We start from the raw sequence: 25,216 nt of genomic DNA, 5'->3' as shown, positions 1-25,216 counted from the left end.
AGCAAATTTCACTTTGCCCCCCGTGGGCTAACTTGAGTCGCTGACACAAAAAACTCGATGATATCCTGACTTCGCTCGGGCCAATGTGAATGGATTTGATCACCTTCACAGTACAACGTTTTTACGCCCCCGGCACACCCTGAATAAGAGAAGCAACCATTTGCGATTTTATCCGGAATAGGATCACATTTATTACAAGCCGCCCACCAACCCACCGCTTGCTGACCATAACCAGGAAACAGGCGATCCTTGCTGCTGTGCATAACCATAACCGGCAAGGGTTCAGGGCATCTTCGGTCGCGTAAATCATCATACGCAACCCCTGCTGCGCTCGGCGCAATGGCACGTGGGATGTGTCGTGTGCCAGTCATAAATGCTAATGCCATCGCCGAAGTCCCTCCATCGGAATGTCCGGTAACATAGACTTGTTTTTCATCAATACACCACTTTTTAGCCATTAAGCTGGGAATGGTGCCTAATTCTACGGTAGTGCTGGGCGACAATTCCGGATGATCCGCATAGGCCACGATGAAACCGGCTTGGGTAGCAGGAAAAGTGAATCCAGTTGTTTTTTCGGTTTTAGCCCGATTCGATCCTGCCGGAGAAAATACCAGTAATAGTGGGTGGGCAACGGATGCATCATAATTGGCTGGTGTGCGGACATTGTATTTGATGCCGTTTTCGGTTTCTTCGCCATAAGTCTCTCCAGCGTCTCCACTGAGTTGATCAGCTTTGCAAAGACGTTGCAGCATCTCAGGCCGATACACGGCTTGCCCCAATTGTACCGAGTCGCCACTATGATCCATCAAAAGCATGACAACCATTACTAATATCGGTAACCCGAATAGCACTTTCTGCCAAGAATTAATTCTTAAAAAATAAACCTTTAATTGAGTCATATTCATAGTTATATTCCCCTAAGTTCGTTTGACTCGCCTGTACCATTCGATCATGTCTCAGGTGAGTGATTGATCGCTTCCTTATTCGCTAACTTCAGTAATATATAAGCCAGCAACAACAAGCTTCCGATCATCACAATCTGCAGCATATAGCTTTTTCCCGGAACCGATTCCAGGCCAACAGAGAACGGAATATGAGTATCAAGACGCTTATCCTTGTCGACAATAGCGATGTGAGCCAAATAATTACCAGCACCATACTGACTAAAATCGACCAAACTATCGAAAGTGCCGTTTTTAACTTTTTTCGGCTGCTGATAAAAAACCCTTTGCCCTTCAGGTTCTTTGGTGATTTCGAATTCCACGCTGACATTGCGCAGACTTTTACCTTCGTAGTCGAACACCAAATTAGTTGGGCCGATTTCGGGAATGATGCTGCAATATTCCCGATCCCCTGACAGAGTCGGGGTATAGGCCGTGAAATGGACTCGTTCAAAACCAACCCTCGTAACGCAAGCATCGGCCTCGTCAGGCGCACCGCGATGCGCTTGGACAATAGTCGGCATTAATCCGACCAAAAAGACAACAGGCAGCAGACTCAGCCACCTAATGCTTTTATAAGCCACCTTTTTTAGTTTGTTGATAGAGTTAGACATTGATTTGCTCCCTCTGTGATTATGTTAAATCCGATGGTCGGTTTAGAAATCAAAGGTTTCCACCTCGGAGATCAGAAACAACGGCTCACCACCGCTAGAAATCTCAACGGCATGCTGAGCTGTTTCTTGACCGCCTGGTGAATTCAGACAAGCCTTTAATTCAGCGAGTGATGGAAAATAAACCTCGGCAATCCGATGAAACTGCGCTGCAGATTTGTCTGCATTGGAAAGAATCAATGAGGCGACCAATCGTGTTTTGCCGACCAGCTTTTCGACAGCCATCGGCACATGCTCATCAGCATAACGGCGTTCAAAAGTTTTTAAATCTGTTGGCGTAGGGTACATTACGATTAATTTTGCAGTTTTCATAGGAATATTGAATATTTATGTGATTGGGTGTTTATATTAAATAATGAGTTAGGTTAATTGTAAAATACCATTTTTCTATGGAATAATAGGTTTTACCTATTCAAAAAGGAGGCAAGCAGTGGAAATGCAACAAATACGCTATTTTCTGGCCGTCTGCGATAAAGGTTCGTTTACTCGCGCTGCACAAGCAACCTATGTGGCCCAACCCTCCCTGACGCAAGCAATTAAGAAATTGGAAGATGAACTTGGCGGTGAGCTATTTAGCCGAGACCGCGGCGGATGTCGATTGACGGCTTTAGGACGTTTGATCGAACCTTCTATTCGCGACATAGTGCGCAAGACGCAAGCTGTCAAAGCTGAGGCTGTGCGTTTCAGCCGCTTAAATACTGTGCCACTTCGCATCGGAGTGATGACGACAATTGCCGCACACCATTTAAGTCCATTCTTCGCTGACTTTCAGCAAGAACGACCACATGTAGAACTGGAATTAGTCGTCGACAGTGAATGCAATCTATTGAATCAACTTGATGAAGATGGCCTGGATTTAGTTATCAGCGCACCAACATCCTTACCGGCAGGGCATTACCAGTCTTTAAAGCTGTACGAAGAACGCTATGTCGTCGTCTTCAACGACAAACACCGTTTCAATCAACTGCAACAAATTGATTTAGCGACCATACAAACCGAGCCTTACCTGGATCGCCTGAACTGTGAGTTACGGGAAACACTTAGGAGTATTTGTCAGGGTCAACAGGTCGATCTATATGCTGCCTATAGAAGTAATAGCGAAGAGTGGATACTGAGTATGGTACGCGCCGGAATCGGTGTTGCGCTAATGCCGGAATTCACCATCACCAAAAATGCAGATAAGATTCGAGTTCGTTATCTGTCAGATCCGGAAATTCGTCGCACAATCTGCGCTATATTCCCACCCACATCGGCCGCAAAACCCGAAGTGGCAGAAGTATTGAAAAGTCTGCGGATAGGTTTTTAAAAAATGACAAGTTAGACAAAACTAAATCGAAAGTCCGATTATGGCGTTTAAAGGGGTTAGGGCTTACAACCTTAATTAGGATAACTATTCTCAAACTTCTCGTTCCTTACCAAAATCATCCCCAGCTTAAAAACTTATAATTTATTGAATTAATTTGTGTATTGCATAAAACACAATTCTTTATTAAGGGTACAAAGTCGGTGTCAGGTTTTGTGCAGATAACAGGCATTCAATTTCCATAATTTTTGGGGTATTCAGTGGCAGGAAAGTGGCCGATTGTGTGAGGTCACCAACGGCTGCTTTGTAGCCCTCCAGTTTGCAGAATCTGGGTTTGACTGACTGGCCGGTTTGGAGAAGCGCGACAGGCCGTTTTGGGTCGTGACGCGACCGTCATATCTTCGAATTCATCGCCCGCAAGCTGTCGTTGAAATCCGACTCCTGAAAGAGGCCAGTCGTCACTGAATGCAGCCCGACCCGATCTCAACGAGTGCAGAGCAACAATAGTCACGTATTTTCGTTAAGCCTAGCCGCTAAGTGAGTGATCCTTCGCTGCGATTGCTGATTTTTCACAGCCATTGCCAACGCTTTGGGCTGAGCAATCACGATGACCAGTTTTTTGCCACGCGTGACGCCGGTATATAGCAGATTGCGTTCCAGCAGCATAAAGTGCTGCATGGCCATCGGAATCACCACCACCGGATATTCCGAGCCTTGCGATTTGTGCACGCTGGTGGCATAAGCCAGCGTAATTTCGTCCAGATCGCTGAATTCGTAGTCGATTTCACGATCGTCGAACAAGATCTTGACCTGGCTTTCCTCAAGATCAATGGATTTGATGACGCCAATGTCGCCGTTGAAGACTTCCTTGTCGTAGTTGTTGATCCGCTGAATGACCTTGTCGCCAGGCGCATAGGTATTACCAAAACGGGTAATCTTCGGTTCGCTGTGCCCATTGAGCCGTGCTTGCAATTCGATGTTCAACGACCGTGCGCCCAGGCCACCCCGATTCATGGGCGTCAAAATTTGCACGTCATTGACCGGATGAAAGTGGAATCGCTGCGGAATCCGCTCAAGCACGACCTGCATCAATTTAGCGAAAATCTCCTCAGGTGTTTCGGCGTAGAGGCAATAAAAATCGCTGATGCCTTCAGTCTTATCCACCAAAGGCATTTGCCCTTGGTTAATCCGGTGCGCATTGGTAATGATTTTGGAGGTACTGGCCTGACGGAAGATCTCGGTCAGACGCACGGTGGCAATTTGACCGGAATCGATAATGTCGGCCAACACCGATCCTGGACCGACCGAGGGTAATTGATCGACATCTCCGACGATCAAGACCGCAGCTTCCGTCGGTATGGCTTTTAACAGCTGATTCATCAACACCACGTCCATCATCGACGACTCATCGATCACCAGGCAATCGAGGTCTAGCGGGTTTTCGTCGTTATGCTTGAACGCGAACTGCGTTGGATCGAACTCCAGTAAGCGATGCACCGTTTTCGCTTCCATGCCGGTCGATTCCGCTAAGCGTTTTGCCGCTCGCCCCGTCGGCGCGCACAAACCGATTCGAACTCGTTTGGCTTTGAGAATCTTGAGCAGACTGTTGACCAGGGTGGTTTTACCGACACCGGGGCCGCCAGTGATCACCGAGACTTTATGCTGGAGTACCAATCGTACGGCAGCCGCTTGCGACTGCGATAAGGTCATGCCGGTTTGCTCTTCCACCCAGGGTATGGCTTTATCCGCATCAATCACACCCCACGGTGCATCGCCTTGATTCAATCGATTCAGGTGGGCGGCACAACCGATTTCAGCACGGTGCAAGGGCGTCAGAAAAATGAATTCGTCACTACCGTCGATTTCGGGAATCAAATTGCCTTCGGTCAATTCAGCGGCGATGGCTTGGTCGATAATCGATAATGGAATTTCCAATAATTTCGCCGCCATTTCGCACAGCTTGCTGCGAATCGCGGCACAGTGGCCTTCGCCGGACCATTCTTGCAATACATGTCGGACACCCGCTTGGGCACGCAATAGAGATTGCGGGCCGATACCCAGCTTCTGTGCCAAAGTATCGGCGGTTTTAAAACCGACACCGTGGATATCCAGTGCCAGACGATAGGGATTTTCGCGCACTTTCTCGATGGATTGGTCGCCGTAGGTTTTGTAAATGCGCATCGAACGCGAGGTGCCGACACCATGCGATTGCAGAAAGACCATGATTTCCCGAATCACTTTCTGTTCCGCCCAGGCGCTGGTCACCCGCTCCTGGCGTTTCTTACCGATACCCGGCAATTCCAGCAGGCGTTCTGGTGTCTGCTCGATCACATCGAACACCTGCTCACCGAAGGCTTTGACCAGTTTTTTGGCGAAATGGGGACCGATACCTTTGACCATGCCGGAACCCAGGTATTTTTCGATACCGTCCAACGTGGTCGGCGGCACGATTTTCAAGGAAATGGTCTTGAATTGCTGGCCATGTTGGCGATCGTTCACCCAACAACCCAGGCATTCGATGTATTCACCCGCTGTGACACTAGCAGCCGAACCGATCACGGTAATCAGTTCCCGATAGCCTTTGACTTTGACCCGCAACACGCAAAATCCCGAGGCCTCGCTATGAAACGTCACGCGTTCGATGGAACCGTGCAGTTTTTCGACGGGATTGTCCGCATGCGCTGGCGCAGCCTGTGACATCATGGGTTACTAACTCTTGTCATGTTCGATAAACAGCGACGCTTGCGTGGGGTTCGCGTCATAGGACGTGCCATCGATGACAGGAAACAAACGTGAATAAGGCACCAGCCAAGTATGCTGCTCACTGATCTTGACAGTGGCCGTTTTGGGGTTCAGCCTAATGACTTCGCCGAACAATTCATGGTTGTCCCGGCCCTTGAATCCCACCTGCGTACCGACTTGCAATGCACTTTTGGGAATCCCGGTGGTATGCGGTTTGGGTTGAATCGCCGTATCAACGTCATCCAGATTGAGGTAATAAAATGGGATATTCCAGTTTTTCTGGTCTTTGACGTTTCTCACCAAGCAACGGGTCTTTTGAATCTTCAAGATCACCGCATCGATCAAGCCGTTGGCTTGCGGGTCGAAATAGCTAATCGATTGGCCGACTTTCAATTGGGCTTTTATCTGCTCTACCCGAACCGGATTGATGAGTTCCTGATAAATGGCAGACTGTAATCGATGTAAATCAAACAGTGATGCTTTATTGAGCGCTTCAAGAATTGCTGTGTAGTCCATTGCCGACGTCCCCGTTAACGGTTTTACCGCGATATTACCGGCTTTTATGTCGCCAAAATAGTGCCATGCATCGGGTAACATACAAAGCCGCCTCGTTTTTTCGCTTCACGGTGTCACCCAGGATAGAAGACGAGTTCGAACGGTATCCAGTCCGTTATACTGGGTTGGCGGACAGAACATCTACCAGGACGATTAATCCAAACAGCATCTATGGACTTTATAAAATTATGCGTGGGCGAGCGCTTCGATCATGACATGCCGGAAGAAGGCATGAGCATCATTCTGGCTAATGGCGCGCCATTATTGACTTTTAATTTTTCAGTTTCGCCGGGCGAAATCCAAGCCTTTCTCAATGGCGCCGCCTCGTTCGCGTTATTTGCCGAACAAAACCATCTGTTCTTTTTGTTTAAAATCGAGGGCTTTCTGGATTGGTCGGACTTGGCGTTTACCATTCATCTTGCCGGCGATGAGACCATCGATGAGGGTGATGCTTACTTGCTCTTTAATCTGGTCTTGGTGGATCCGAATACCAAAATTGTCAAAGGTTTGCGCATGGTGACCGTCTCACCGGATTTCAGGTCAAGATTGGCTGAGTTGATCCGCAAACAAGCCTCAGAGCCGTTTGATACGATGGCTTACTATCGTGGCATTGGCAGCCTTTATGATAAATATCCCACCGCAAGCGACTTACTCAAACAAGCCATGATCATCGAACAAGGCGGAAAGACACTACCGACGCTGTGATGGCTAGCGCCTACCCGCCCCACTGCCACAAATGATTCCTTTCATGCATACCCGATAATGACTAAATCCCAGCTCATCGAACGCATCAGCCTTAAATTGCCCCATTTACAGCAACGCGACGTCGAAATGGCGATCAACATCACCATCGATGTGATGACCCATCATTTGGCACATGGCCAGCGTATTGAAATTCGTGGTTTCGGTAGGTTCTCGGTGATTCAACGAGCCGCCCGGATGGGACGCAACCCCAAGACAGGCGAACAAGTGAGTTTGCCCATACGGCACGCCACTCACTTCAAACCAGGACTGGATTTACGTGAACGCGTGTCCCTTTCCAGAGACCGATTCCCCTTGATTAAGGACTAGCCTCCAGCTATCCAATGATTTCAGCATCGCATTGGCAGGAACTATCTTAGGGTCGCTGCGGATAGCTCAAAGCGAAGATTAATTTCAATCTTTTACAGCCCAACTCGCGAAAGCGCGATAAATAGCGAGTTTTCGCAAACGACCTGCCGAAAATCCTCTTCACAATAATGACCATCCCAACCGGAGGTCATTATGGAACCCGTTGCCATCCCCCAATCGATCGACGATCCGATCCACATTCTGTTGTGGAGTGCCGACGAGATCGTGCCCTTCATGGTCAGCATGCTAACCGGCATGTTGATCGATCAGTTCATTCCCGGTTTGGCGCTTGGTTTAATCGCGGTCAAGTTCTACCGGCGTTTCCGCGATAACCGGCCTGACGGCTACACCTTGCATGCGTTGTATTGGCTGGGTCTTTTGCCCAGTCGCGCGCAGACCATCCCCAATCCCTACATCCGTCGGTTCCTGCCATGAGATGGTCGGAGTTTCTGCAGACCTGGGACGGGCACGAGGCCGAGAATCGGTTTAGTCGCGTCATCATCATTGGCTTACTCGTCGTGTGCGTGATTACTTCGCTGGCCGCTTGGCGCACCGAGCGCAGCATCATCCTGGTGCCCCCTACCCTCACCCAGGAAGTCGAAGTCACCCGCAGCCAGGCATCCAGCGAGTTCAAAGAGTCCTGGGGCTTATTCCTGGCCGAGCTCCTCGGCAACACCACCCCGGCCAATGCCGACTTTCTTAAAACCGCCGTCGAGCCGTTATTGGCGCCGGATATTTATCGCAGTGTCCTGGATGCCATGAGCGATCAAATCAAGGCCATCAAAATGGACCGGGTCGCGATCAGTTTTACCCCGCGTCATGTCGATTACGAAGCAGAGACCAATAAGGTTTTTGTCAGCGGTGAACTCAAAAGCCAAGGTCCCAGTTCCAAACCGGACGTGAAGCCGCGTACCTACGAATTCATCATCGCCATCAAAAACTATCGGCCCCGACTGGAATACATCGACGTTTATCCCGATTCCCCCAGAACCCTGGCACGATTGAAAGCCACTCAAGGCCAACCGCATGAGGCTCAACCATGAAACGACTCTTTTTTCCTTGGCTACTTGCGACCTTTACCCAGGGCAGTTGGGCCGGCGATGATTTACCGGTGACGGTGTTACCACCGGTCACCACCGTGGCCGAAGAGTCACCCGCATCGCCATCACAGCCGGTTTTCCCATCGCAGCCCGATTTTGGTATTGAGTTACCGCCGGTCGATGCCAGCATCTTGAAAGCGGCCAAACAGCAAGCGACAGCCTCAAACTCAGCGTCAGTCACGTCCATCGGACCGCAGCACATTGCCGTCAAACCCGGCATCAACGAACTGATGCCGATTGCCGTCGGCCACTTGAATCGTCTGGTGACACCGTTCGAACATCCGGTAGTCACGACCACCAGTCAAGCGACTACCAGTACCAAAGGCAAAATCGTTTATGTCGCCACGGCGGACGAAACGCCGGTGACCTTATACATCACGCCAGGCGACAACCAGGACATCGCCTTGTCGCTGACCCTGATCCCCAAACGGATTCCGGCCCGGGAAATCCATCTCGATCTGGATAAGGACAGCTACCAACTGCTGAATCAATGGCAACGCGCCGATGCCACGAGTCGAACCTCGAGGCAACAGGAACAAGTCTACATCATCCAACTGAAAGCGCTGTTTCGGGATTTGGGTTTGCAAAAGACCCCAGCCGGTTATTCGCTACGCGAACCCAAGCCCCAAGAACAAATTCGCTGCCTGCAAAACCGCGTGCAGATTAAAACCGGTCAAGTTCTGGAAGGCCAGGATCGATTGATTTTGGTGGGGCTTGCCAAAAATACCGGCAGCGACATGCTCGAGTTCGACGAACGCAGTTGCGCGACCACCCAACAGGACGTGCTCGCTGTGTCGGTCTGGCCCAACGTGGTGTTGAAACCCCAGGAAGCCACCGAGTTGTATGTCGTGGTCCGACAAGCGCCTGAAGCGTCAAACAGTTTGCGTCCTTCATTACTGGGCGGAGGCCAACCCTGATGGCCAGCGTCGATACCTGGTGGACACGCTTGAGTCCGGCAGCCAAACGCAATCTGGCCGTCGGCAGCATCGGTACCGTGGTGTTAGCCGTTATCATCGCGCTGGCCACCGTAACCCCGGAAGTCAGCAAACCGCTGAGCAAACAGGCCACCATCCAACACATCTTGACCGATAGCGATCCACGCTCGTTGGGCATCGACGGCATTTCCGCGCAGTTGCGCGATCTGTTGCAGAAGAACGACGAACAAGCCCGCCGATTGGCTGCCATCGAAGAACAACAAAGGCGCGAGCAGCAATCCGACGAAATCCGTTTCAAACAATGGACCAGCGCGGAACGCGAGGCCTATGAAGCCAAACTGCAAGCCGTCACCGGTGAAGTCGAGTCGCTGAAGAACAAAGCCTCCACACCGACAGTGGCTGGCAACATTGGTGATGCCAGTCAACCTTCCATGGAGCCAATGATGCCGGTAAGACCTTACAACCGCCGCCAAAGCAATCCGCCATTCGACAACGGCCAGGACGATCTCAACCGCGTCTTCGAGCAAGCGGCTGTTCCCGGACCGACACTAGGCAATTCCGGCGTCTCGGGCGGACGAGCCAATAGCCAAGCGCCGGCGGCGATGCAGATTCGTGTCATCCGGGAAGGCGCGGAGCAGTCCAACGGTAAAGACAAAGACGCAGCTCCAAGCTCTGACCGGAGCCTCTCGAACCGCGATCACACCAACAGCGACGTCTTCATCCCGGCCGGCAGCATTTTGACCGGCGTATTGCTGAATGGTCTCGATGCCCCGACCGGCCGCAAAGCCAAAAAAGAACCCATGCCGGTACTGTTCCGGATCAAGAAGGAAGCCATTCTGCCCAACCGTTTCCACGCCGATGTGCGTGAGTGCTTCCTGCTGGCCGCAGGCTTCGGTGACTTGAGTGCCGAGCGCGCCTACTTTCGCGGCGAGACCTTTTCCTGTGTACGCCAGGACGGTGGCGTAATCGAAGTGCCGATGAATGCCTATGCCACCGGCGAAGACGGCAAAAACGGGGTGCGCGGTCGCGTCGTTTCCAAACAAGGCGCCCTACTCGCCCAATCCATGATGGCCGGTTTCCTGCGCGGCTTTTCCGACGCCTTCGGCCGCAACCAGATCCCGGTGCTGATGACTGGCGGTCTGGGGGCGCTATCGGGAACCACACCGTTCCAAAGTGCCTTTTCCTCGCAGTCGATGGAAGGCGGTGCCTTGAAAGGCGCAGGCTACGCGATGGAACGCCTGTCGCACTTTTACATGGACATGGCCGAGGAGATTTACCCAGTCATCGAAGTCGATGCCACCCGCCAGGTCAACTTCATCGTGCAAAAAGGCACGTCGTTGAAGCTGAAAACCCCAAGCTGATTTTCACTAAAACACGGAAACGATTTATGTCTCTACGCCAAACCCGTTTACTGCTGGCATCACTGTTAGTCACTTCAACGGCCTTCGCCGCCAACCCACTCAAACCGCCGGTGTCGGACATTGCCGCCGGCCTGTTGTCGATCAAGATCGACGGCATGCAGGACTTGCCGATCTCGGGCCTGAAGATGGTCAAGTCCGGCGAGCAAACCGTGTTTATTTCCAGTAACGGCCGCTTTGCCTTTTACGGCGGCCAATTAATGGATATCTGGACCCAACAGGCGATCAAGGAACTGGCGGATATCGATCGTATCGCCAACCGTATCGATCTGTCGCGGATGAAACTCAAGGCTGACGACCTGGGCGCCGTGACCGTCGGCCACGGCAAAGGCCAAGTGCTGGTGTTCATCGATCCGCGCTGCCCGTACTGCGGCAAGGTCATGAAAGACCTGCAAGCCTTGCAGGACCAGTACACCTTCAAACTGGTGATGGTCCCCATCCTCGGCCCCGAATCGCAAAACCTCGTCGTGCAACTGGCGTGTCAGTTGGGCACAAGCGATACCAAAGCCAAAGACGCGGTGCGCGACCGCTTGTTGAAACAGGATTACGCCGGCCTACCGACCGAACCACCCGCTCAATGCAACAAAGAGCCGCTGCAAAAAGCCGTGGTCACCGCCAAGTTGTTCGATTTGAAAGGTGTGCCGTTTCTGATCGCCCCGGACGGCCGTACCCACAGTGGCGCACCCGAGGTGTTAGCGGATTGGTTGGCCGACAAAACAAAGGCCGTATCCAGCACCACCACACCTGAACCAACGAAAGTGGAGAAAAAGCCATGAACCGTTATTGCCCGTTCCCATTAGTCCTTTCTAGCTTGACGTGGATGTTTGTCACCGGCTGCGCAACCCAGTACGGCTGTCAAGGCATGCCGGACGAACCCAGTTGCTTGTCGACCACGCAGGCTTACCAGGTCACCAATACGGCAATAACGGAAGGGCCTCCGGAAAACAACCAGAGTACGGAGTCAACCTCATCACCGGCAATCGCACCGCCGTTACAACAACCCGTGCCCAAGATCGAAGATCCCACGCCGATTCGTACGCCTTCCCAGGTCATGCGCATCTGGATCGCCCCTTGGGAAGATGCCGACGGCGATTTGATGGTGTCCAACTACGTCTACACCGAACTGGAACCCCGGCGCTGGATGGTCGGCAAGGCGGCTTCGACAGCCAGTTCGTCGTTGATTCCTTTGCAAGTTGAGCAACGTCCACCGGAGAAACGATCCAGTGTCGATACCCCTGAAGACGAGAGTCCAGTCAATCGATTAGACAAACAATTGCCCTGAACCGTAACCATTTTCACCGCAGGTCCCACACCCCTGCGAGACTGAGCGGGCAACCGCTTAAACCCTGCCGGACTAACCGTCCGAGATTCGACGGGCAACCGTCTTTTAACCATAACGAGGACATCTTTGATGAAAACATCCTATCGAACCGGGGTCTTGGTCACTCTGGCATCGTTATTTTTTATGTTGATGGCCAATGACGCCATGGCCGGTACCGGCGGTACTGAGTTCAACACCGTCTGGACCTTGCTGACCGGCTGGGTGGAAGGCTTACTCGGCCGCATCATCGCCATCGTGTTCGTCATCGTCGGCCTGGTCGCCGGTGTCGTGCGCGGCAGCATCATGGGCTTTGTGCTGGGGATTGCCAGTGGTGTCGGTTTGTTTGCGGCACCAACCATCATCACCAACATCGTCACCGCCACGATTTAGGCTACGACCATTATGACCGGTTCAAGTATTGATACCGAGACTGCGGCGGGCAACCGCCGCCCTTGCCAACCGACGAAGGCCACGCGCAGCGTCAAGGTCCAAGCCGCCAATGGCAAGCCAATCAACCCCTGCCATCCGGCCAGAGCCCGGCAGTTATCACGCAAAAAACGTGCGGTTCGTGTATGCCGGCATCCCTTCACGATTCGCTTACATCCTGAATGTCCAGCCGAAGCCTTGCAGCAACTTTATGAAGAGGATAAAGCACTATGACCTCAGCGCAACGCCCACGGGCTGACCAGTTGTTTACGGTACTGGCCTACGAATACGACCATCATCTGTTTCTGATGGCCGATAGCAGTATTGGCTTCGGCTTTCTGTGCCGGCCGATGACCGGCGCCGATGCCAGCGTCTCCGCGCGGGTCAACGTGTTGCTGAACCAGGACTGGCCGACCGACACGCTATTACAAGTATCACTGTGGACCTCGCCGGACATCGAAGAGTCGCTAGCCATCATGCAAACCCGGCGATTGAAACAGCAAAAACCGACCTATAAAACCATGACCCAGGCTAGTATCGAGTTCTTGCGGCAAGGCACCACCAAACCGCCTGAAGCGATTTCGGGAGCACGCTTGCGGCGCAGTCACATTCTAGTCACGGTCAAACTGCCGATGGCCTATCCCAGACCCAGTGAACAAGACATCCGTCGAGCCAGCGAATTGCAAATGGCCACCCAGCAGTCGCTGTCGACCATCGGCATGTATCCGGAACTATTGGGTGCCGATCAGTATGTCCGTATTCTGAACACGATTCTCAACTGGCAGCCCAATGCCGGCTGGAAAGACCGTGTGGTACCTGAGTGCGATCCTACCCAATTGATACGGGATCAGTTGCTGGATTTCGACAATGCGATTCGGACCGACGAAAAAGGCATTTGGCTAGGACAAAAGCGCGTTAAGACCTTATCCGCCAAACGCACACCCGATCATTTTTACTTTGGCAGCGCCAAAAGTTACTTGGGCGACATTTTGTCCGGTACCCGCGGGATTCGCCAGAATGCTTTGCTCAGTCTGACCCTGCATTATCCTGATGCCGAATCCACCCGTACCCGTCAGGAAGGCGTGCGGCAATTCATCACCAACCAGGTCAATACGCCAATCGCCCGGTTTTTGCCGGTGTTGGTGCAGCGTAAACACCATTTCGACGTGTTGTTCGATGCCTACCGCGACGGCGACCGGCCGATTCGGGCCTATTTCGGCGTGCTGCTGTTTTGCGACGAAGCCGAAGAAGCCGCAGCGGTCTCCAATGCCCGCGTCTATTTCCGGGAGCTGGGTTTTCAGCTTTTGGAAGACAAGTATTTCTGCTTGCCGTTTTTCCTGAACTGTTTACCGTTCGGTCCGGAGCGCTCGGCGATTGCCGACTTGAAACGCTACCGCACCCTGGCCACACGGCATGCGATTCCGTTGTTACCGCTGTTCGGAGATTGGGCTGGCACCGGGACGCCAACCTTGAATTTCGTCTCGCGCAACGGCGAGCACATGGCGGTGTCGTTGTTCGATACCACCGGCAACTACAATCTGTGTATCGCCGCCGAATCCGGTAAGGGCAAATCCTTTCTGACCAACGAAATCATCGTCAGCTATCTGACCGAAGGCGCACAAATCTGGGCGATTGATGTCGGTCGCTCTTACGAAAACCTCTGTGAAGTGCTGGAAGGCGACTTCGTGAAATTCACCCACGGTTCGGGGATTTGCATGAACCCGTTCGAGATCGTACAGATCTTCGAGGAGGAAGCCGACATGCTGGCAGGCTTGGTCAGCCAGATGGCCGCGCCAACCGAGAAACTCACCGATTTTCAAACCGCCGGTCTCAAGCGGATCTTAAAACAACTCTGGACGGATAAAGCTCAGGCGATGTCCGTGGACGACATTGCAAAATGTCTGTGTGCTGAAACCGATCAACGCTTGAAGGATGTCGGCGAACAGTTATTTCCCTTTACTACCCGTGGCGAATACGGTCGCTACTTCAATGGTCGCAACAACGCCAAATTCACCAATGACTTTACCGTCCTGGAACTGGAAGAACTCAAAGGTCGCAAACATCTGCAACAGGTGGTGTTGCTGCAGCTGATCTATCAAATCCAGCAGGAAATGTATCTGGGCGAACGCAACCGGCCCAAGATCGTGATCATCGACGAAGCCTGGGATTTGCTCACCGAAGGCGATGTCGCCAAGTTTATGGAACATGGCTACCGGCGGTTTCGGAAATACGGCGGTGCCGCAGTGACGATTACCCAGTCGGTGAACGATTTATACCGCAATGCTGCGGGCCGGGCCATCGTCGAGAATTCGGCCAATATGTATTTGCTCGGCCAGAAGGCCGAAGTCATCGAAGGCATGAAGCAGGATCGTCGCTTGCCGTTGTCCGACGGTGGCTATGAACTGCTGAAAACCGTGCATACCTTACCTGGCGCCTATTCAGAGATTTTCTTCATCACCGAGATGGGTTCCGGCATCGGCCGACTGATCGTCGATCCTTACAAACGCATTCTGTTTTCCACCAAACCCGAAGACGTCAACGCCTTGAAGCAGTTACGCCGGCAAGGCTTGAGTTTGGGTGATGCCATTCAACAACTCATCGACAACCGCAGCAGCAAAACCAGGGAGACTACCTATGGATCCTAAATCGCAATGGCTCAGCACCGTTTTCATCGCAGTCTGTCTGGGCGGCATCGGCGGCTGGCTGGCTGCGCAACAACAATTACAACAGCCCTTGGCGCGCCTGAATCTGGTCACGCCGGTGTTCGTGCTCGATCGCGCCAAATTGATTCAAAGCATTCCACCCAATGCAAACCAGGATCAAATGGCCAAGATCGTCGATGACTGGCAGGGTCAGGCCAAGAAACTCAGTGATGCGGGCTATCTTGTGATCGATTCAACGGCGGTGGTGGCTGCCCCGGAGGATGTCTATGTTCGACAAGACGCACACTAAGCCTATGAAGAATCCTCGGCCCCATTCGCCATCATCGACCACCTCTCGTCCGCGCTTAGGTCTCTTCTTACTCAAGGCGATACCAATTTTATTGCTGGTATTAGCCGTAGAACGCTATATCGGTCAACGATTTTTAATTGGCGGCGACGATCAGGTCGATCGCTGCCTGCCGGATAAATGGGTGTACCTGATCGACACTCACAACAAAGACATCTGGCGCGGCGATTTGATCGCGTTCCGCGCCGAGCGCATGGCACCCTTTTTTAAGGATGGCCAGATTATCGTCAAAATCGCCGCCGGCGTGACCGGAGATACCGTTCATGTCGATCCGCAGCATACCGCGATTAACGGCGAACGGGTTATCGATGGATTGCCACTCACGGAAAAACTGAACAAAGCCCCCTCCTCTTTCAAACGCCATGAAACCATTCCACCTGCCGCCTATTGGGTGACAGGGCAAACCGACAAAAGCTTCGATTCGCGTTACTGGGGCTATGTCTACGATCATCAAGTGATTGGACGGGCCTATGCGTTGTTTTAACCCTTGGCGTCAATCGGCGGTCTGTTTGTTCTGTTGGCTCGGTGTTGTTACGGTTCAGGCAGAAGACGTCTGGCTTGAACGCTCTCAGGCTATTTTGCAGGCCTTGGAAGGCCAACCTCGCCCTGACTGGTTGAACGGTCAGGCAGAACAGCTGGACATGAAACATCAGGCGCAACAAATATTGGAAGCCTCGCAAGCGATTCGCGCAGATGCGCTATCGACAAGATCCACAAAATTGGCAAGCGGCCTACCGACAACCTCTTCGAACAAACCACTCACATTGCTGTTCGTCTCATTTTCACTCGGCGATACGGCGCTGAAAGGCATCTTCGAAGAAGCGTCAGGCAGGGATGATGTGTTGCTGGTGTTCCGCGGCCCCAAACCCGGCCAAAAGCTACCGGCATTGATGGCCGACCTCAAACGCTTGCTGAAAGGTATCGAGCCATTGCCCAACATCGTCATTGATCCCACCCGTTTTCAACGCTGGTCGGTAACGTCAGTACCGGACATCGTCGTCGAACAGGAAGGCAAATCCCGGTTACACGTTCGAGGTGTGAGCAGTTTGTCCTGGCTGAACGAGCAAATTAAGGTTGGCAAACAGGGTGATTTGGGAACTATGGGCGATGTTGCCGAGATTGCCGAAATCGACTTTCTCGAAGAGATCAAACGCCGGATGGCCGCCATCGACTGGAAACAAAAGCAGCAACAGGCCATCGCTCGATTCTGGGAACAACAAAAATTTGAAAACTTACCCACGACCCAGGCCGATCGAGACAGGAGCGTAGACCTGACTATCACCGCCCCGCGCGATCTGACGGCCCCCAATGGACAGCTGATCATCCGAGCCGGACAAACCGTCAATCCGTTGGACAAGATGCCGTTTGGCTTATGCCTGATGGTGTTCGATGCCACGGTGCCAGCACAAGTCGAGCTGATTCAGCATCAGTCCTGCCAGGACAAAAAGGCTCGCGTGATGTATTTGGCCACGTCGCTGCCGCGCCAGTCCGGGTGGGACAGCTTGCAGCGGTTGGAAACCGCGTTACAGGCACCGGTGTATTTACTGACGCCAGATGTGCGCAGCCGCTTTCAATTACAGCATGTGCCTGCAGTCGTCGAACAATCCGGCAACCAGTTAGTCGTTCATGAACGAAAACTGCCGGTCTCAACAGGAGATCGGTCATGAAGCGATACGTTTTCCATTGTGTCTTGGGCGGTTTGATAACGCTGGCAAACCCGCTTTATGCCGCAACCACCACGAATAGCGTCGATCCGTTGTGCTCGGACGCCGAATTGTGGTCCGGCAAACTGATCACTGATATTTGCTGGAGCTGTCTGTTTCCGATTCGGGCGGCTGGAGCATCCCTGGGCGGTGGCAACGTACCCAGTATCGCCACCGATGAAAAGTTTTGCTTCTGTACCGATCCGATGGGTATTCCGGAACTGGGCATGACCATGGGCCTATGGAATCCGGCCCGGCTGATCGAGATCGTCCGCAATCCCTGGTGCTCGCCGGCTTTAGGCGGCCATAAATTCAGTGCTTCGAATGTACGTCTGATCGCCACCACCGGCAAGGCCGACTTTGACGCCAGCGAGATGTCATTTTTCAATTACCACTATTTCGCGTTTCCGTTGACCATTCTGCTGGATTTGTTCTGGGATGGCCGTTGCAACAGCGACGGCTACCGGGATTTCGATCTGTTGTATGTCTCAGAACTCGATCCGACCTGGAACAGTGACTTGCTGGCATTCTTCACCAGTCCGGAAACGGCGTTGTTTGCCAATCCGGTGGCCATTTCCGCCTGTGTTGCCGATGCCGCAGCGGCGGCGACCGGTAATCCCTTGGATACCTTGTTCTGGTGTGCCGGCGCCTGGGGGCACATGTATCCCTTGTCCGGCATTTCGCCGACCAGTTACGGCACCGATCCGCGAATTACCAGTTTATTGGCCACACGTGCCACGGCCTCGTTGCATCGCCGGGGGCTGGCCTGGAAAACCTCGGGCAACGATGCTTTATGCGGCGGCTATATCTATCCGTTTATCCCCAAGTCGCAATACCGACTGTCGATGTTTTATCCGGTCGCCGAAACCGAGTCCAATCACGCCATTGGTGAGACCACCTTCAAGTGGGGTGCGGGTCGCACTTATCCAGGGCCAGGTGAAGATCATCTATACATCTTATGGCGTTTTCAAGACTGCTGCGTGGGTTTATGAGGCGATGAAACAATTCTTTAATCCCCAAGCATTCGCCACACAAAGCCTGACTGCAATACTATGCGTTACGCTGGCCTGGACGCCGTTTGGTGTGTCCTGGGCCGATGCCATTCAGGCTACCGGGCGTGATGGCCAACAACTGGGCAAACAAGTCATCGACGGTTTTGCGTTTCCGCTCGATACCGGCACCGGCACGCTGACCTTGAATCCGGGAACGGCTCAGGAAAGTACCATTTCGATCGGCACGCTGTTTCCGGATACCCATAGCGCCACGACTACGACCCAAGACTTTGCCGATCTTTATGGTAACAACCCTGGAACGATCGCAGCCGGGTTGGACGCACAGACCGCCTTGAACGGCGAAACCAGCTTTACCGGCGAAGCCTACCGCACCCTGATCGACAATGCCCACCAGTCGCACCCGGACTTACAGGCTGACCCACTCTGGCAAAACGGCGATCAGGTGTTCAGCGACTTCACGCCTTGGGCACAATCGTTCTCCGACTGCACGACCACCACGACCCAAACCGAAACCCAGCAATCGGTTCGGGTGCCGGATTATCAGCTCTGTCTCAGGCAACCGACGGTACCGCAAAGCTGCACTGCAACTCGCCAAGTCAATGTCGAGCCCTTGATCCGCTTCGTCAGTGGCGACGGCGGTTTTTCCAGTTGCGGACCAGGCTGCATGGATTTGTATGTCGGCCGGGTCGGTGATGATTATTGGGAATCGGATTGTGGCTTGTTTACCTGGCAGGTCAAATACGAGGTCTTGCATCCGGAAGCCATCACCAGCGCCACCCTGGAGTACGTCAAATATGATGACCACACTCGGGTCTATTACGATAACCAGCTGATCTATACCGGGTCGAGTGGCTGGTACGGGGATTGTGAGCTTTACACCAGTTGGAACGAATACCCCAACACGGATGTGTTGTATGCCTTCAACAGTAGCGGCATCAAGGTGTTCAAAGAAGAAACTCGCGTTTCCGGACGCGGCGAAGGTTATTCGCGGATTCGCTTGCGTTATGACCTGTCGAAACTGATCACCCAGGACGAATGGAGCTGGAGCGGGCCGAATTGCCAAAACTTGGCCAACGCAATTACCGATGGCATTTGCCAGGCTGGCAGCCAATTGAGTTGCTCGAACGATCCCACCAATGCCTCGGGCTGTTACGTCGATCCCACCTCGCAAGTCATGGTCTGCGGCTCAGATTTGGCCCAAGCCCCGGTGGCCAGTTCGTCAGGGATTCGCAATACCTGTATGAGTATCCAGGCTGCTGGGAACTGCGATCTGAATCAGTACGGCCAATGCTGGACCGATACCGCCGGCACCCACTGTTTGGAGCCGCCGGCGAACGGGATACCCAACAAAACCTGCGCGTCGTTGGAAAGCCAAGGCTGCTCGTTCATCAAAAGCCAATGTACCAGTGTATTGGCCTCCGGCACTTGCTGGGACAGCGTCGATACCTACGACTGCGGGCAAACGGTGGGCGTTCCCGCGATCCAAAGCCATACCCAACAGCAATGTGCCGGGCCGATTCGCTGCATGGGCGAAGATTGCATTACAGTGAATCGCACCCAGAGCCAGGATTTCAGTAAGGCGGTTGCGTTACTCAACAGCGCTCAGCAAATGGCGATGGATTTACATTGCGATTACGCTAATGCCGATCTGCAGCAAAAGGATCCGACCACCTGTGAGGTATTCCAAGGCAAGCCGGCCAGTTGCAAGATGGTCGGCGGCGCGTTGAGTCTGGTCGATTGCTGCGAAACACCCGAGGGCGCCATGGGATTGGGACGCTATATCGATTTACTGTTGGCGACCAGTCAGATGGATAGCGCCGTCATGGCCATGGATAGTACGTCCATCGTGCGTGGCGCCTGGGAAACCATGCGTACCCCGTTCACGCTGGCCGGCGATGCCTGGAACAGTTTTCAGGCGGATTTTGCCTCGACGGTGAATGACTTGGTCGGCACCGACATGCTCAGTACCAACGATATTGCCTCGCAGGGTTTACTGGACTCGCTGAAAGGCGAATTGATGAAGTCCGTGGCGGAATGGATCGGCCAGACCTTTGGCGAAGCCGCCGGCAATGCCTTGTTCAGCGCCGGTGGCCAGGCGGCCTTCGACTCGGCGGGCAACTTGACCCCGGCTGCACAATCGGGCGGCGTTGAGTTGGGTGGTGGTGCCGCGGTCGCCGGCGAACTGCTCAGTACCTTGATGACGGCTTATACCGTGGTCATGATCATCATCATGATCATCCAGATCGTCTACTCCTGCGAGGAACCGGAGTATGAACTCGCCGCCAAGAAACAGTTGAAAGTCTGCACGGACCTCGGCACCTATTGCGAAAGCAAGGTAGCTGGCGTGTGTTGGGTGCGCAAGGAGAGTTACTGCTGCTACAACTCGCCGCTAGCGCGCATCCTCAACGAACAAATCAAACCGCAACTGGGCATGGATTTTGGGACACCGGAAACTCCGAGTTGTACCGGCATCAAAGTCGCGGACCTGGATCGCGTGGACTGGACCCAAGTCAATCTCGACGAGTGGTTGGCGATTCTGGCAAAGACCGGGCATTTGCCAACCGCCGCCAATGCAGCGTCCATGTTGAATCTGGATCAACTCACCGGTACCGGTAGCCGACTCAATCCGCAGAAATACGGCGCAGCCTCCAGCGGCCGACAAGACACCTTGAGCCGCACCCAAGGCCGGATGACCGACCTGGACGTCCCTACGGTCAAACGGCAGTCGGAACTGGAAGGCTGGGGCATGGGGCCGCAATGAGCGGCCTAAACCTTACTGAACCGCTTCTTTCAAGCCTTTTCCGGCTTTGAAGGATGGCAATTTGGCAGCGGCAATCGTAATCGCTTGGCCGGTTTGCGGATTCCGACCAGTGCGCTCTGCACGCTCTTTCACTTCAAACGTACCGAAGCCAACTAACGCCACGGAATCGCCTGCTTTTAATGCGGCTTGGATAGATTGGGTAATCCCTTCCAAGGCCCGGCCGGCGTCGGCTTTGGTCAGGTTAGCGTGGTTGGCGATGGCGTCGATGAGTTCGGATTTGTTCATATTAGTGTTGATTTAAGCTAGAAAAAAACTCGTGTAAGGTTAGTTCATTTTTGTAACAACTGAGTACATGCTCTTTAAGAAGCAAGCTACCAATATGAAGTATGCATCACTTCATATTCCAAGCGAAGGGATATATGATTGGCTTATTCCTAACAACAACCCATCAATCATTTTGGCGAACCGAATTTATCTAGACTACGCAGCGACCACCCCAATGGCGCCAGAGGCGGTTAAAGCGCTCTGCGGCAGCCTTACCTTAGGCGACAACTTCGCAAATCCCGCATCTTTGCAACATAATTTTGGTGAACGCGCCCATGAGCGGGTAGAAAACGCCAGAACAAAAATAGCGACTTGTCTAAAGGGTAAGCCCAGCGATTTGATATTCACATCCGGTGCAACAGAATCCAACAACCTAGCCATCAAAGGTATCGCGCTCGGTTATCGAAATAAAGGTCAACATATCATTACTTCGGCAAGCGAACACAAGGCCGTATTAGATACCTGCAAGTATCTTGAATCGATAGGTTTTGGTGTCACTTATCTGCGACCCGATATGAAAGGCAAAATCAGCGTTGACCAAGTTTTGTCAGCCATCACCAGCAAGACCATTCTGGTTTCGCTCATGCATGTCAATAATGAAACAGGAGTCATTAACGACATTCATCAGCTTGCAAAAGCCCTTGAACAAAAAGATGTTTTTTTTCATGTCGACGCGGCTCAAAGCGCCGGCAAACTGTCCATCGATTTATCCGAATCGCCGATCGATTTACTTTCGCTTTCTGGGCATAAATTTTACGGCCCTAAAGGTATTGGCGGCCTGTATGTCCGAAATCGAAAAAAGCTTAATCTCATCCCCTTGTTCCATGGCGGTGGCCAAGAACACGGCTTAAGGCCAGGTACCTTGCCGACCCACCAAATTGCCGGCATGGCAACAGCATTTGAACTGATCAACAACACTCGGGATGCGGATGATAAGCACGCAACTGCCTTAGCACGGGCATTGACCGAACAACTAAGCAAGCTAGGCGATGTCTATTTCAACGGTGACCAAGAACAAAAGTTGCCTAATATCATCAATGTCAGTTTTGAACAGGTCAGCTCTGAATCTTTAATTATTGCACTGAGAGACGAAGTGGCTATCGCGTCCGGGTCGGCTTGCAACAGCGGCGCCGTCGAAGCATCGCACGTTTTACGATCCATGGGCATTGAAGGGGATAGACTTTATGGAGCGGTGCGCATCAGTTTTGGTCGCTACACCACCGTCGATGAAATTACCTGGGCCGGACAACGCATTGGTGAGGAAGTCACGCGTTTAAGGGAATTGGCATTAGAATAAATGGCACTATGGCTTAACCTCATGCTCGGCAAAAAAGTTCTCAATAATGTTTATTGGCATTACAGCCTGACGGTCTGTCAAGATTCCGAAGTACAACAGACTGTCAAAGCCGCCGAGGTTTTAGCCCATTTAAAACCAAGCCTTGATTACAACGTCATCAAGTATGACGGCAAATCCGAAATGCTGTCGTTGCTATGGTATCCGAATTTCTTCGAAGAGCCATTCCCTGCCCTAGAGACGAGTTTTCGGATTGATCTGACAACGCAAAGAGTCGAAAAACGCAGTTATCAAACCTCGTTAAATCCGCCTATCTTGCATCGCAAGGAGTTATTACTCAGCGGCGATGCGCCGAACTATCAGCAATTTACTCAATTAACCGAGACTGCCGAACAACTGGGTTTATTCGACGATACCATCAGGATTGGCTTCAAACAAGCCTGGAACGCGTTAATCCGCGACAAGGGCTTTCAAATCATCGATTACCAATTTGTGCCGATTGGCAACGATGAATCCAGCGATAGCCTAACCTTTGAATTTCTAGAAAGCACAAGCATTTCCCGGCATCTCACGGCGCTTTCCCGCAGCAATTTATCCGCGCCGATGCAATGCCTGGCGCGTCACGGTTTTTTAGATGGCTCGTTAACTGTATTCGATTACGGTTGCGGCAAAGGCGACGACATTCGCAATCTTTCGGCAAACGATCTTACCGTGTCCGGCTGGGACCCGCATTACGCGCCGGATCAACCAAAGCAAGCCGCCGACATTGTTAATTTGGGCTTTGTGATCAATGTCATCGAAAACTATCATGAGAGACTGGAAGCATTGCTTGGCGCTTATAACCTGGCTAACCAAGTGCTAGTGGTTTCCGCCATGTTATTCAATCAAAACGCACTAAAAGGCCAAGCGTTTAACGATGGCGTCGTGACTCAACGCAATACCTTCCAAAAATACTATACCCAAAGCGAGCTCAAGGAATTTTTAACCGAGACATTAGAGACGGACGCGATTCCTGTCGCTCCCGGCATCTTTTTTGTGTTTAAAAATCCAGATGCCGAACAACGCTTTCTGCTCGGCAGGCAACGCAGCCAACGCAACGTTTTACGCTTATCGCATCGGCCCATTTCACCCGCTGAGCCAAAACTGTCTCGAAACGAGAAGAAATATCTGGCTTACAAACACCTTATCGATCCACTTTGGCAGAAAATTCTGGAACTAGGGCGGTTACCCGACAAATCGGAAATCGATTCGCTGATCGAACTCACCGAAGCCTTTGGCAGCATCAGCAAAGCCATACGCTTTACGCTGGACAACAACGAAGCAGCGGTATTCGAACAAGCCCGACAAAGCAAAATCGAAGACTTAATCACCTATTTCGCACTACAGGCCTTTTCCAAGCGCAAGCCGTACAAACAGTTGGAAGCAGGGCTGCAAAAAGACATCAAGGCCTTTTTTGGCGATTATCAAAATGCCATCGAGACAGCCAGATCGATTTTATTCAAAATCAGCCATGCCGAGCTCATTGCCGAAGCCTGCCAACACGCGACAGAACAAGGTCTAGGATTTCTGGATGAAGGCGAGGCTCTCCATCTGCACACCCGCATGGTTCAGGAATTGCCGGCTTTGCTGCGGATATACATTGGCTGCGCCACGCTTTTGTATGGCGATATCGAACAAACGGATTTAATCAAAATTCATATCCAATCCGGCAAATTAAGCCTGATGCGCTATGACGACTTTGAGAATCAAGCCATCCCGCGCTTGCTGGAGCGGGTCAAAATCAATCTGCGAGAGCAAACGTTCGATCTATACGAGTACGGCGACGCTTTTGAACCCACTAATCTGTATTTAAAATCCCGCTATATCAACGAGGAATTTCCGCACTTCGCCGAGCAGCTCAATTTTGATGAGCAATTACAAGCATTAAACCTATTTGACTTGAGCGGTTATGGACCAAAACCAGAAGAGTTTCGGCAAACTTTAGCCCGCGCTCGCTGGGAAATTGATGGTTTTGACCTGATTCGTAGTCGTTCAATACCAGAACTCGATGAGCAGTGTGGAAGCAATCTGACTTATCGGCAACTGATCGAATGCGGAGAAACTCAACAAGCAACGGGTATATCCAATCTCCCCAAACAAGCCCATAGCTATAATGCGCTATACGATCTGGCGGTCAATATAATCGACCCCGTGATCGATTATTTTGGCATGATCAGACTAACTTACGGTTTTTGTTCGCATGAATTGAGTAAGCACATTAAAAAACGCGTGGCGCCTAAACTCGATCAACATGCCGCGCATGAAGTGAACACCCAAAAAAATCACATTTGCCCGAGGCTTGGCGCTGCGGTTGATTTCATTGTCGACGATGAAAACATGCGAGAAGTCGCCGATTGGATTAGCGAAAATACGCCTTATGACCGGCTGTACTTTTATGGCGACAATCGCCCCATCCATGTCAGCTTCGGCCCCGAACAAAAAAGAGAATATGTGGATTTAGTCATAACTGACTCAGGGCGGCAGGTTCCGCGAAAACGGCAGGTTCCGCGAAAACGGCAGGTTGCAAAAAATGTGTAGCCTCTCTGTTTTC

The 25,216-nt window shown here is 52.2% G+C and carries 25 protein-coding genes; 19 read left to right on the top strand and 6 right to left on the bottom strand.

What is annotated here, in order from left to right; translation table 11 throughout:
* Positions 1-8 precede the first annotated feature (8 nt).
* Genes IVG45_RS03630 through IVG45_RS03620 form a run of 3 tightly spaced genes read right to left on the bottom strand, consistent with a single transcriptional unit; the run spans position 9 to position 1,924 of the window.
* Positions 9-905, bottom strand: a complete 897-nt coding sequence (locus tag IVG45_RS03630; protein WP_196436533.1) for an alpha/beta hydrolase family esterase — start codon at positions 903-905, stop codon at positions 9-11.
* Positions 906-949: 44 nt separating this feature from the next.
* Positions 950-1,555 carry a hypothetical protein gene (locus IVG45_RS03625; protein ID WP_230874739.1) on the bottom strand — a complete coding sequence of 202 codons (606 nt, stop codon included), beginning with the start codon at positions 1,553-1,555 and terminating at the stop codon, positions 950-952.
* Between the two features lie 42 nt (positions 1,556-1,597).
* Positions 1,598-1,924 (bottom strand): EthD family reductase, encoded by a 327-nt coding sequence (locus IVG45_RS03620; RefSeq protein ID WP_196436532.1) that lies wholly within the window; start codon positions 1,922-1,924, stop codon positions 1,598-1,600.
* A 118-nt stretch (positions 1,925-2,042) separates the two neighbouring features.
* Here IVG45_RS03620 and IVG45_RS03615 point away from each other — a divergent pair, with 118 nt between their 5' ends.
* Positions 2,043-2,918, top strand: coding sequence for a LysR family transcriptional regulator (locus IVG45_RS03615; RefSeq protein ID WP_196436531.1), 876 nt, complete (start codon positions 2,043-2,045; stop codon positions 2,916-2,918).
* Between the two features lie 504 nt (positions 2,919-3,422).
* Here the strand turns inward: IVG45_RS03615 and recD2 are convergent.
* Positions 3,423-5,618 (bottom strand): SF1B family DNA helicase RecD2, encoded by a 2,196-nt coding sequence (gene recD2, locus IVG45_RS03610; RefSeq protein WP_196436530.1) that lies wholly within the window; start codon positions 5,616-5,618, stop codon positions 3,423-3,425.
* Between the two features lie 6 nt (positions 5,619-5,624).
* Positions 5,625-6,254 carry a hypothetical protein gene (locus IVG45_RS03605; RefSeq protein WP_196436529.1) on the bottom strand — a complete coding sequence of 210 codons (630 nt, stop codon included), beginning with the start codon at positions 6,252-6,254 and terminating at the stop codon, positions 5,625-5,627.
* Between the two features lie 129 nt (positions 6,255-6,383).
* On the opposite strand from IVG45_RS03605, the gene IVG45_RS03600 reads away from it, so the two are divergent.
* From IVG45_RS03600 to traN, 16 genes are all read left to right on the top strand, one after another.
* Positions 6,384-6,917 carry a hypothetical protein gene (locus IVG45_RS03600; RefSeq protein WP_196436528.1) on the top strand — a complete coding sequence of 178 codons (534 nt, stop codon included), beginning with the start codon at positions 6,384-6,386 and terminating at the stop codon, positions 6,915-6,917.
* Positions 6,918-6,974: 57 nt separating this feature from the next.
* Positions 6,975-7,283, top strand: a complete 309-nt coding sequence (locus IVG45_RS03595; protein WP_196436527.1) for an integration host factor subunit beta — start codon at positions 6,975-6,977, stop codon at positions 7,281-7,283.
* 192 nt (positions 7,284-7,475) lie between these two features.
* Positions 7,476-7,757: a type IV conjugative transfer system protein TraL gene (traL, locus tag IVG45_RS03590; protein ID WP_033155943.1), complete on the top strand. Its 282-nt coding sequence runs from the start codon at positions 7,476-7,478 to the stop codon at positions 7,755-7,757.
* On the top strand, positions 7,754-8,365 hold the full coding sequence (locus IVG45_RS03585; RefSeq protein ID WP_196436526.1) for a TraE/TraK family type IV conjugative transfer system protein: 612 nt from the start codon (positions 7,754-7,756) through the stop codon (positions 8,363-8,365). The genes traL and IVG45_RS03585 overlap by 4 nt, the downstream gene beginning before the upstream one ends.
* A complete protein-coding gene (locus IVG45_RS03580) occupies positions 8,362-9,339 on the top strand; it encodes a TraK domain-containing protein (RefSeq protein WP_196436525.1) in 978 nt (325 codons plus the stop codon). The genes IVG45_RS03585 and IVG45_RS03580 overlap by 4 nt, the downstream gene beginning before the upstream one ends.
* Positions 9,339-10,718, top strand: coding sequence for a TraB/VirB10 family protein (locus tag IVG45_RS03575; protein ID WP_196436524.1), 1,380 nt, complete (start codon positions 9,339-9,341; stop codon positions 10,716-10,718). The genes IVG45_RS03580 and IVG45_RS03575 overlap by 1 nt, the downstream gene beginning before the upstream one ends.
* Before the next feature lie 26 nt (positions 10,719-10,744).
* Positions 10,745-11,551: a DsbC family protein gene (locus tag IVG45_RS03570; RefSeq protein ID WP_196436523.1), complete on the top strand. Its 807-nt coding sequence runs from the start codon at positions 10,745-10,747 to the stop codon at positions 11,549-11,551.
* A complete protein-coding gene (locus IVG45_RS03565; RefSeq protein ID WP_196436522.1) occupies positions 11,548-12,057 on the top strand; it encodes a TraV family lipoprotein in 510 nt (169 codons plus the stop codon). The genes IVG45_RS03570 and IVG45_RS03565 overlap by 4 nt, the downstream gene beginning before the upstream one ends.
* Before the next feature lie 129 nt (positions 12,058-12,186).
* Positions 12,187-12,486 (top strand): TraA family conjugative transfer protein, encoded by a 300-nt coding sequence (traA, locus tag IVG45_RS03560; RefSeq protein WP_196436521.1) that lies wholly within the window; start codon positions 12,187-12,189, stop codon positions 12,484-12,486.
* A 12-nt stretch (positions 12,487-12,498) separates the two neighbouring features.
* A complete protein-coding gene (locus IVG45_RS03555; protein ID WP_196436520.1) occupies positions 12,499-12,756 on the top strand; it encodes an RRXRR domain-containing protein in 258 nt (85 codons plus the stop codon).
* Positions 12,753-15,167 carry a type IV secretion system protein TraC gene (gene traC / locus IVG45_RS03550; protein ID WP_196436519.1) on the top strand — a complete coding sequence of 805 codons (2,415 nt, stop codon included), beginning with the start codon at positions 12,753-12,755 and terminating at the stop codon, positions 15,165-15,167. Before IVG45_RS03555 ends, traC begins: the two co-directional genes overlap by 4 nt.
* The gene (locus tag IVG45_RS03545; RefSeq protein ID WP_196436518.1) at positions 15,157-15,474 is read left to right on the top strand and encodes a hypothetical protein; all 318 of its coding nucleotides are present in this window, start codon (positions 15,157-15,159) and stop codon (positions 15,472-15,474) included. The genes traC and IVG45_RS03545 overlap by 11 nt, the downstream gene beginning before the upstream one ends.
* Positions 15,446-16,015: a signal peptidase I gene (gene lepB, locus IVG45_RS03540; RefSeq protein ID WP_230874738.1), complete on the top strand. Its 570-nt coding sequence runs from the start codon at positions 15,446-15,448 to the stop codon at positions 16,013-16,015. Before IVG45_RS03545 ends, lepB begins: the two co-directional genes overlap by 29 nt.
* The gene (locus IVG45_RS03535) at positions 16,002-17,198 is read left to right on the top strand and encodes a TrbC family F-type conjugative pilus assembly protein (protein ID WP_196436517.1); all 1,197 of its coding nucleotides are present in this window, start codon (positions 16,002-16,004) and stop codon (positions 17,196-17,198) included. The genes lepB and IVG45_RS03535 overlap by 14 nt, the downstream gene beginning before the upstream one ends.
* Positions 17,195-18,226 carry a TraU family protein gene (locus tag IVG45_RS03530; protein WP_196436516.1) on the top strand — a complete coding sequence of 344 codons (1,032 nt, stop codon included), beginning with the start codon at positions 17,195-17,197 and terminating at the stop codon, positions 18,224-18,226. Before IVG45_RS03535 ends, IVG45_RS03530 begins: the two co-directional genes overlap by 4 nt.
* 4 nt (positions 18,227-18,230) lie before the next feature.
* Positions 18,231-21,008 (top strand): conjugal transfer mating pair stabilization protein TraN, encoded by a 2,778-nt coding sequence (gene traN / locus IVG45_RS03525; protein WP_196436515.1) that lies wholly within the window; start codon positions 18,231-18,233, stop codon positions 21,006-21,008.
* Positions 21,009-21,020: 12 nt separating this feature from the next.
* On the opposite strand, the gene IVG45_RS03520 is transcribed toward traN, so the two are convergent.
* On the bottom strand, positions 21,021-21,293 hold the full coding sequence (locus IVG45_RS03520) for an HU family DNA-binding protein (protein WP_196436514.1): 273 nt from the start codon (positions 21,291-21,293) through the stop codon (positions 21,021-21,023).
* 94 nt (positions 21,294-21,387) lie between these two features.
* On the opposite strand from IVG45_RS03520, the gene IVG45_RS03515 reads away from it, so the two are divergent.
* Together IVG45_RS03515 and IVG45_RS03510 are read left to right on the top strand one after the other, a co-directional pair.
* Entirely contained in the window at positions 21,388-22,629 is a 1,242-nt protein-coding gene (locus IVG45_RS03515) for a cysteine desulfurase family protein (protein WP_196436513.1), read from the top strand.
* Positions 22,630-22,650: 21 nt separating this feature from the next.
* The gene (locus IVG45_RS03510; RefSeq protein ID WP_196436512.1) at positions 22,651-25,203 is read left to right on the top strand and encodes a DNA phosphorothioation-associated putative methyltransferase; all 2,553 of its coding nucleotides are present in this window, start codon (positions 22,651-22,653) and stop codon (positions 25,201-25,203) included.
* Positions 25,204-25,216 lie beyond the last annotated feature (13 nt).

The sequence above is a fragment of the Methylomonas sp. LL1 genome (assembly GCF_015711015.1).
Taxonomy (GTDB): domain Bacteria; phylum Pseudomonadota; class Gammaproteobacteria; order Methylococcales; family Methylomonadaceae; genus Methylomonas.
This window is presented reverse-complemented; position numbering and strand designations above follow the sequence as displayed.

What these genes read in the sequence shown, in the direction of transcription:
- IVG45_RS03630 (WP_196436533.1), bottom strand. Translation starts at nt 905, where the DNA reads ATGAATATGACTCAATTAAAGGTTTATTTTTTAAGAATTAATTCTTGG.
- IVG45_RS03625 (WP_230874739.1), bottom strand. Translation starts at nt 1,555, where the DNA reads ATGTCTAACTCTATCAACAAACTAAAAAAGGTGGCTTATAAAAGCATT.
- IVG45_RS03620 (WP_196436532.1), bottom strand. Translation starts at nt 1,924, where the DNA reads ATGAAAACTGCAAAATTAATCGTAATGTACCCTACGCCAACAGATTTA.
- recD2 (WP_196436530.1), bottom strand. Translation starts at nt 5,618, where the DNA reads ATGATGTCACAGGCTGCGCCAGCGCATGCGGACAATCCCGTCGAAAAA.
- IVG45_RS03605 (WP_196436529.1), bottom strand. Translation starts at nt 6,254, where the DNA reads ATGTTACCCGATGCATGGCACTATTTTGGCGACATAAAAGCCGGTAAT.
- IVG45_RS03600 (WP_196436528.1), top strand. Translation starts at nt 6,384, where the DNA reads ATGGACTTTATAAAATTATGCGTGGGCGAGCGCTTCGATCATGACATG.
- IVG45_RS03595 (WP_196436527.1), top strand. Translation starts at nt 6,975, where the DNA reads ATGACTAAATCCCAGCTCATCGAACGCATCAGCCTTAAATTGCCCCAT.
- traL (WP_033155943.1), top strand. Translation starts at nt 7,476, where the DNA reads ATGGAACCCGTTGCCATCCCCCAATCGATCGACGATCCGATCCACATT.
- IVG45_RS03585 (WP_196436526.1), top strand. Translation starts at nt 7,754, where the DNA reads ATGAGATGGTCGGAGTTTCTGCAGACCTGGGACGGGCACGAGGCCGAG.
- IVG45_RS03580 (WP_196436525.1), top strand. Translation starts at nt 8,362, where the DNA reads ATGAAACGACTCTTTTTTCCTTGGCTACTTGCGACCTTTACCCAGGGC.
- IVG45_RS03575 (WP_196436524.1), top strand. Translation starts at nt 9,339, where the DNA reads ATGGCCAGCGTCGATACCTGGTGGACACGCTTGAGTCCGGCAGCCAAA.
- IVG45_RS03570 (WP_196436523.1), top strand. Translation starts at nt 10,745, where the DNA reads ATGTCTCTACGCCAAACCCGTTTACTGCTGGCATCACTGTTAGTCACT.
- IVG45_RS03565 (WP_196436522.1), top strand. Translation starts at nt 11,548, where the DNA reads ATGAACCGTTATTGCCCGTTCCCATTAGTCCTTTCTAGCTTGACGTGG.
- traA (WP_196436521.1), top strand. Translation starts at nt 12,187, where the DNA reads ATGAAAACATCCTATCGAACCGGGGTCTTGGTCACTCTGGCATCGTTA.
- IVG45_RS03555 (WP_196436520.1), top strand. Translation starts at nt 12,499, where the DNA reads ATGACCGGTTCAAGTATTGATACCGAGACTGCGGCGGGCAACCGCCGC.
- traC (WP_196436519.1), top strand. Translation starts at nt 12,753, where the DNA reads ATGACCTCAGCGCAACGCCCACGGGCTGACCAGTTGTTTACGGTACTG.
- IVG45_RS03545 (WP_196436518.1), top strand. Translation starts at nt 15,157, where the DNA reads ATGGATCCTAAATCGCAATGGCTCAGCACCGTTTTCATCGCAGTCTGT.
- lepB (WP_230874738.1), top strand. Translation starts at nt 15,446, where the DNA reads ATGTCTATGTTCGACAAGACGCACACTAAGCCTATGAAGAATCCTCGG.
- IVG45_RS03535 (WP_196436517.1), top strand. Translation starts at nt 16,002, where the DNA reads ATGCGTTGTTTTAACCCTTGGCGTCAATCGGCGGTCTGTTTGTTCTGT.
- IVG45_RS03530 (WP_196436516.1), top strand. Translation starts at nt 17,195, where the DNA reads ATGAAGCGATACGTTTTCCATTGTGTCTTGGGCGGTTTGATAACGCTG.
- traN (WP_196436515.1), top strand. Translation starts at nt 18,231, where the DNA reads ATGAAACAATTCTTTAATCCCCAAGCATTCGCCACACAAAGCCTGACT.
- IVG45_RS03520 (WP_196436514.1), bottom strand. Translation starts at nt 21,293, where the DNA reads ATGAACAAATCCGAACTCATCGACGCCATCGCCAACCACGCTAACCTG.
- IVG45_RS03515 (WP_196436513.1), top strand. Translation starts at nt 21,388, where the DNA reads ATGAAGTATGCATCACTTCATATTCCAAGCGAAGGGATATATGATTGG.
- IVG45_RS03510 (WP_196436512.1), top strand. Translation starts at nt 22,651, where the DNA reads ATGCTCGGCAAAAAAGTTCTCAATAATGTTTATTGGCATTACAGCCTG.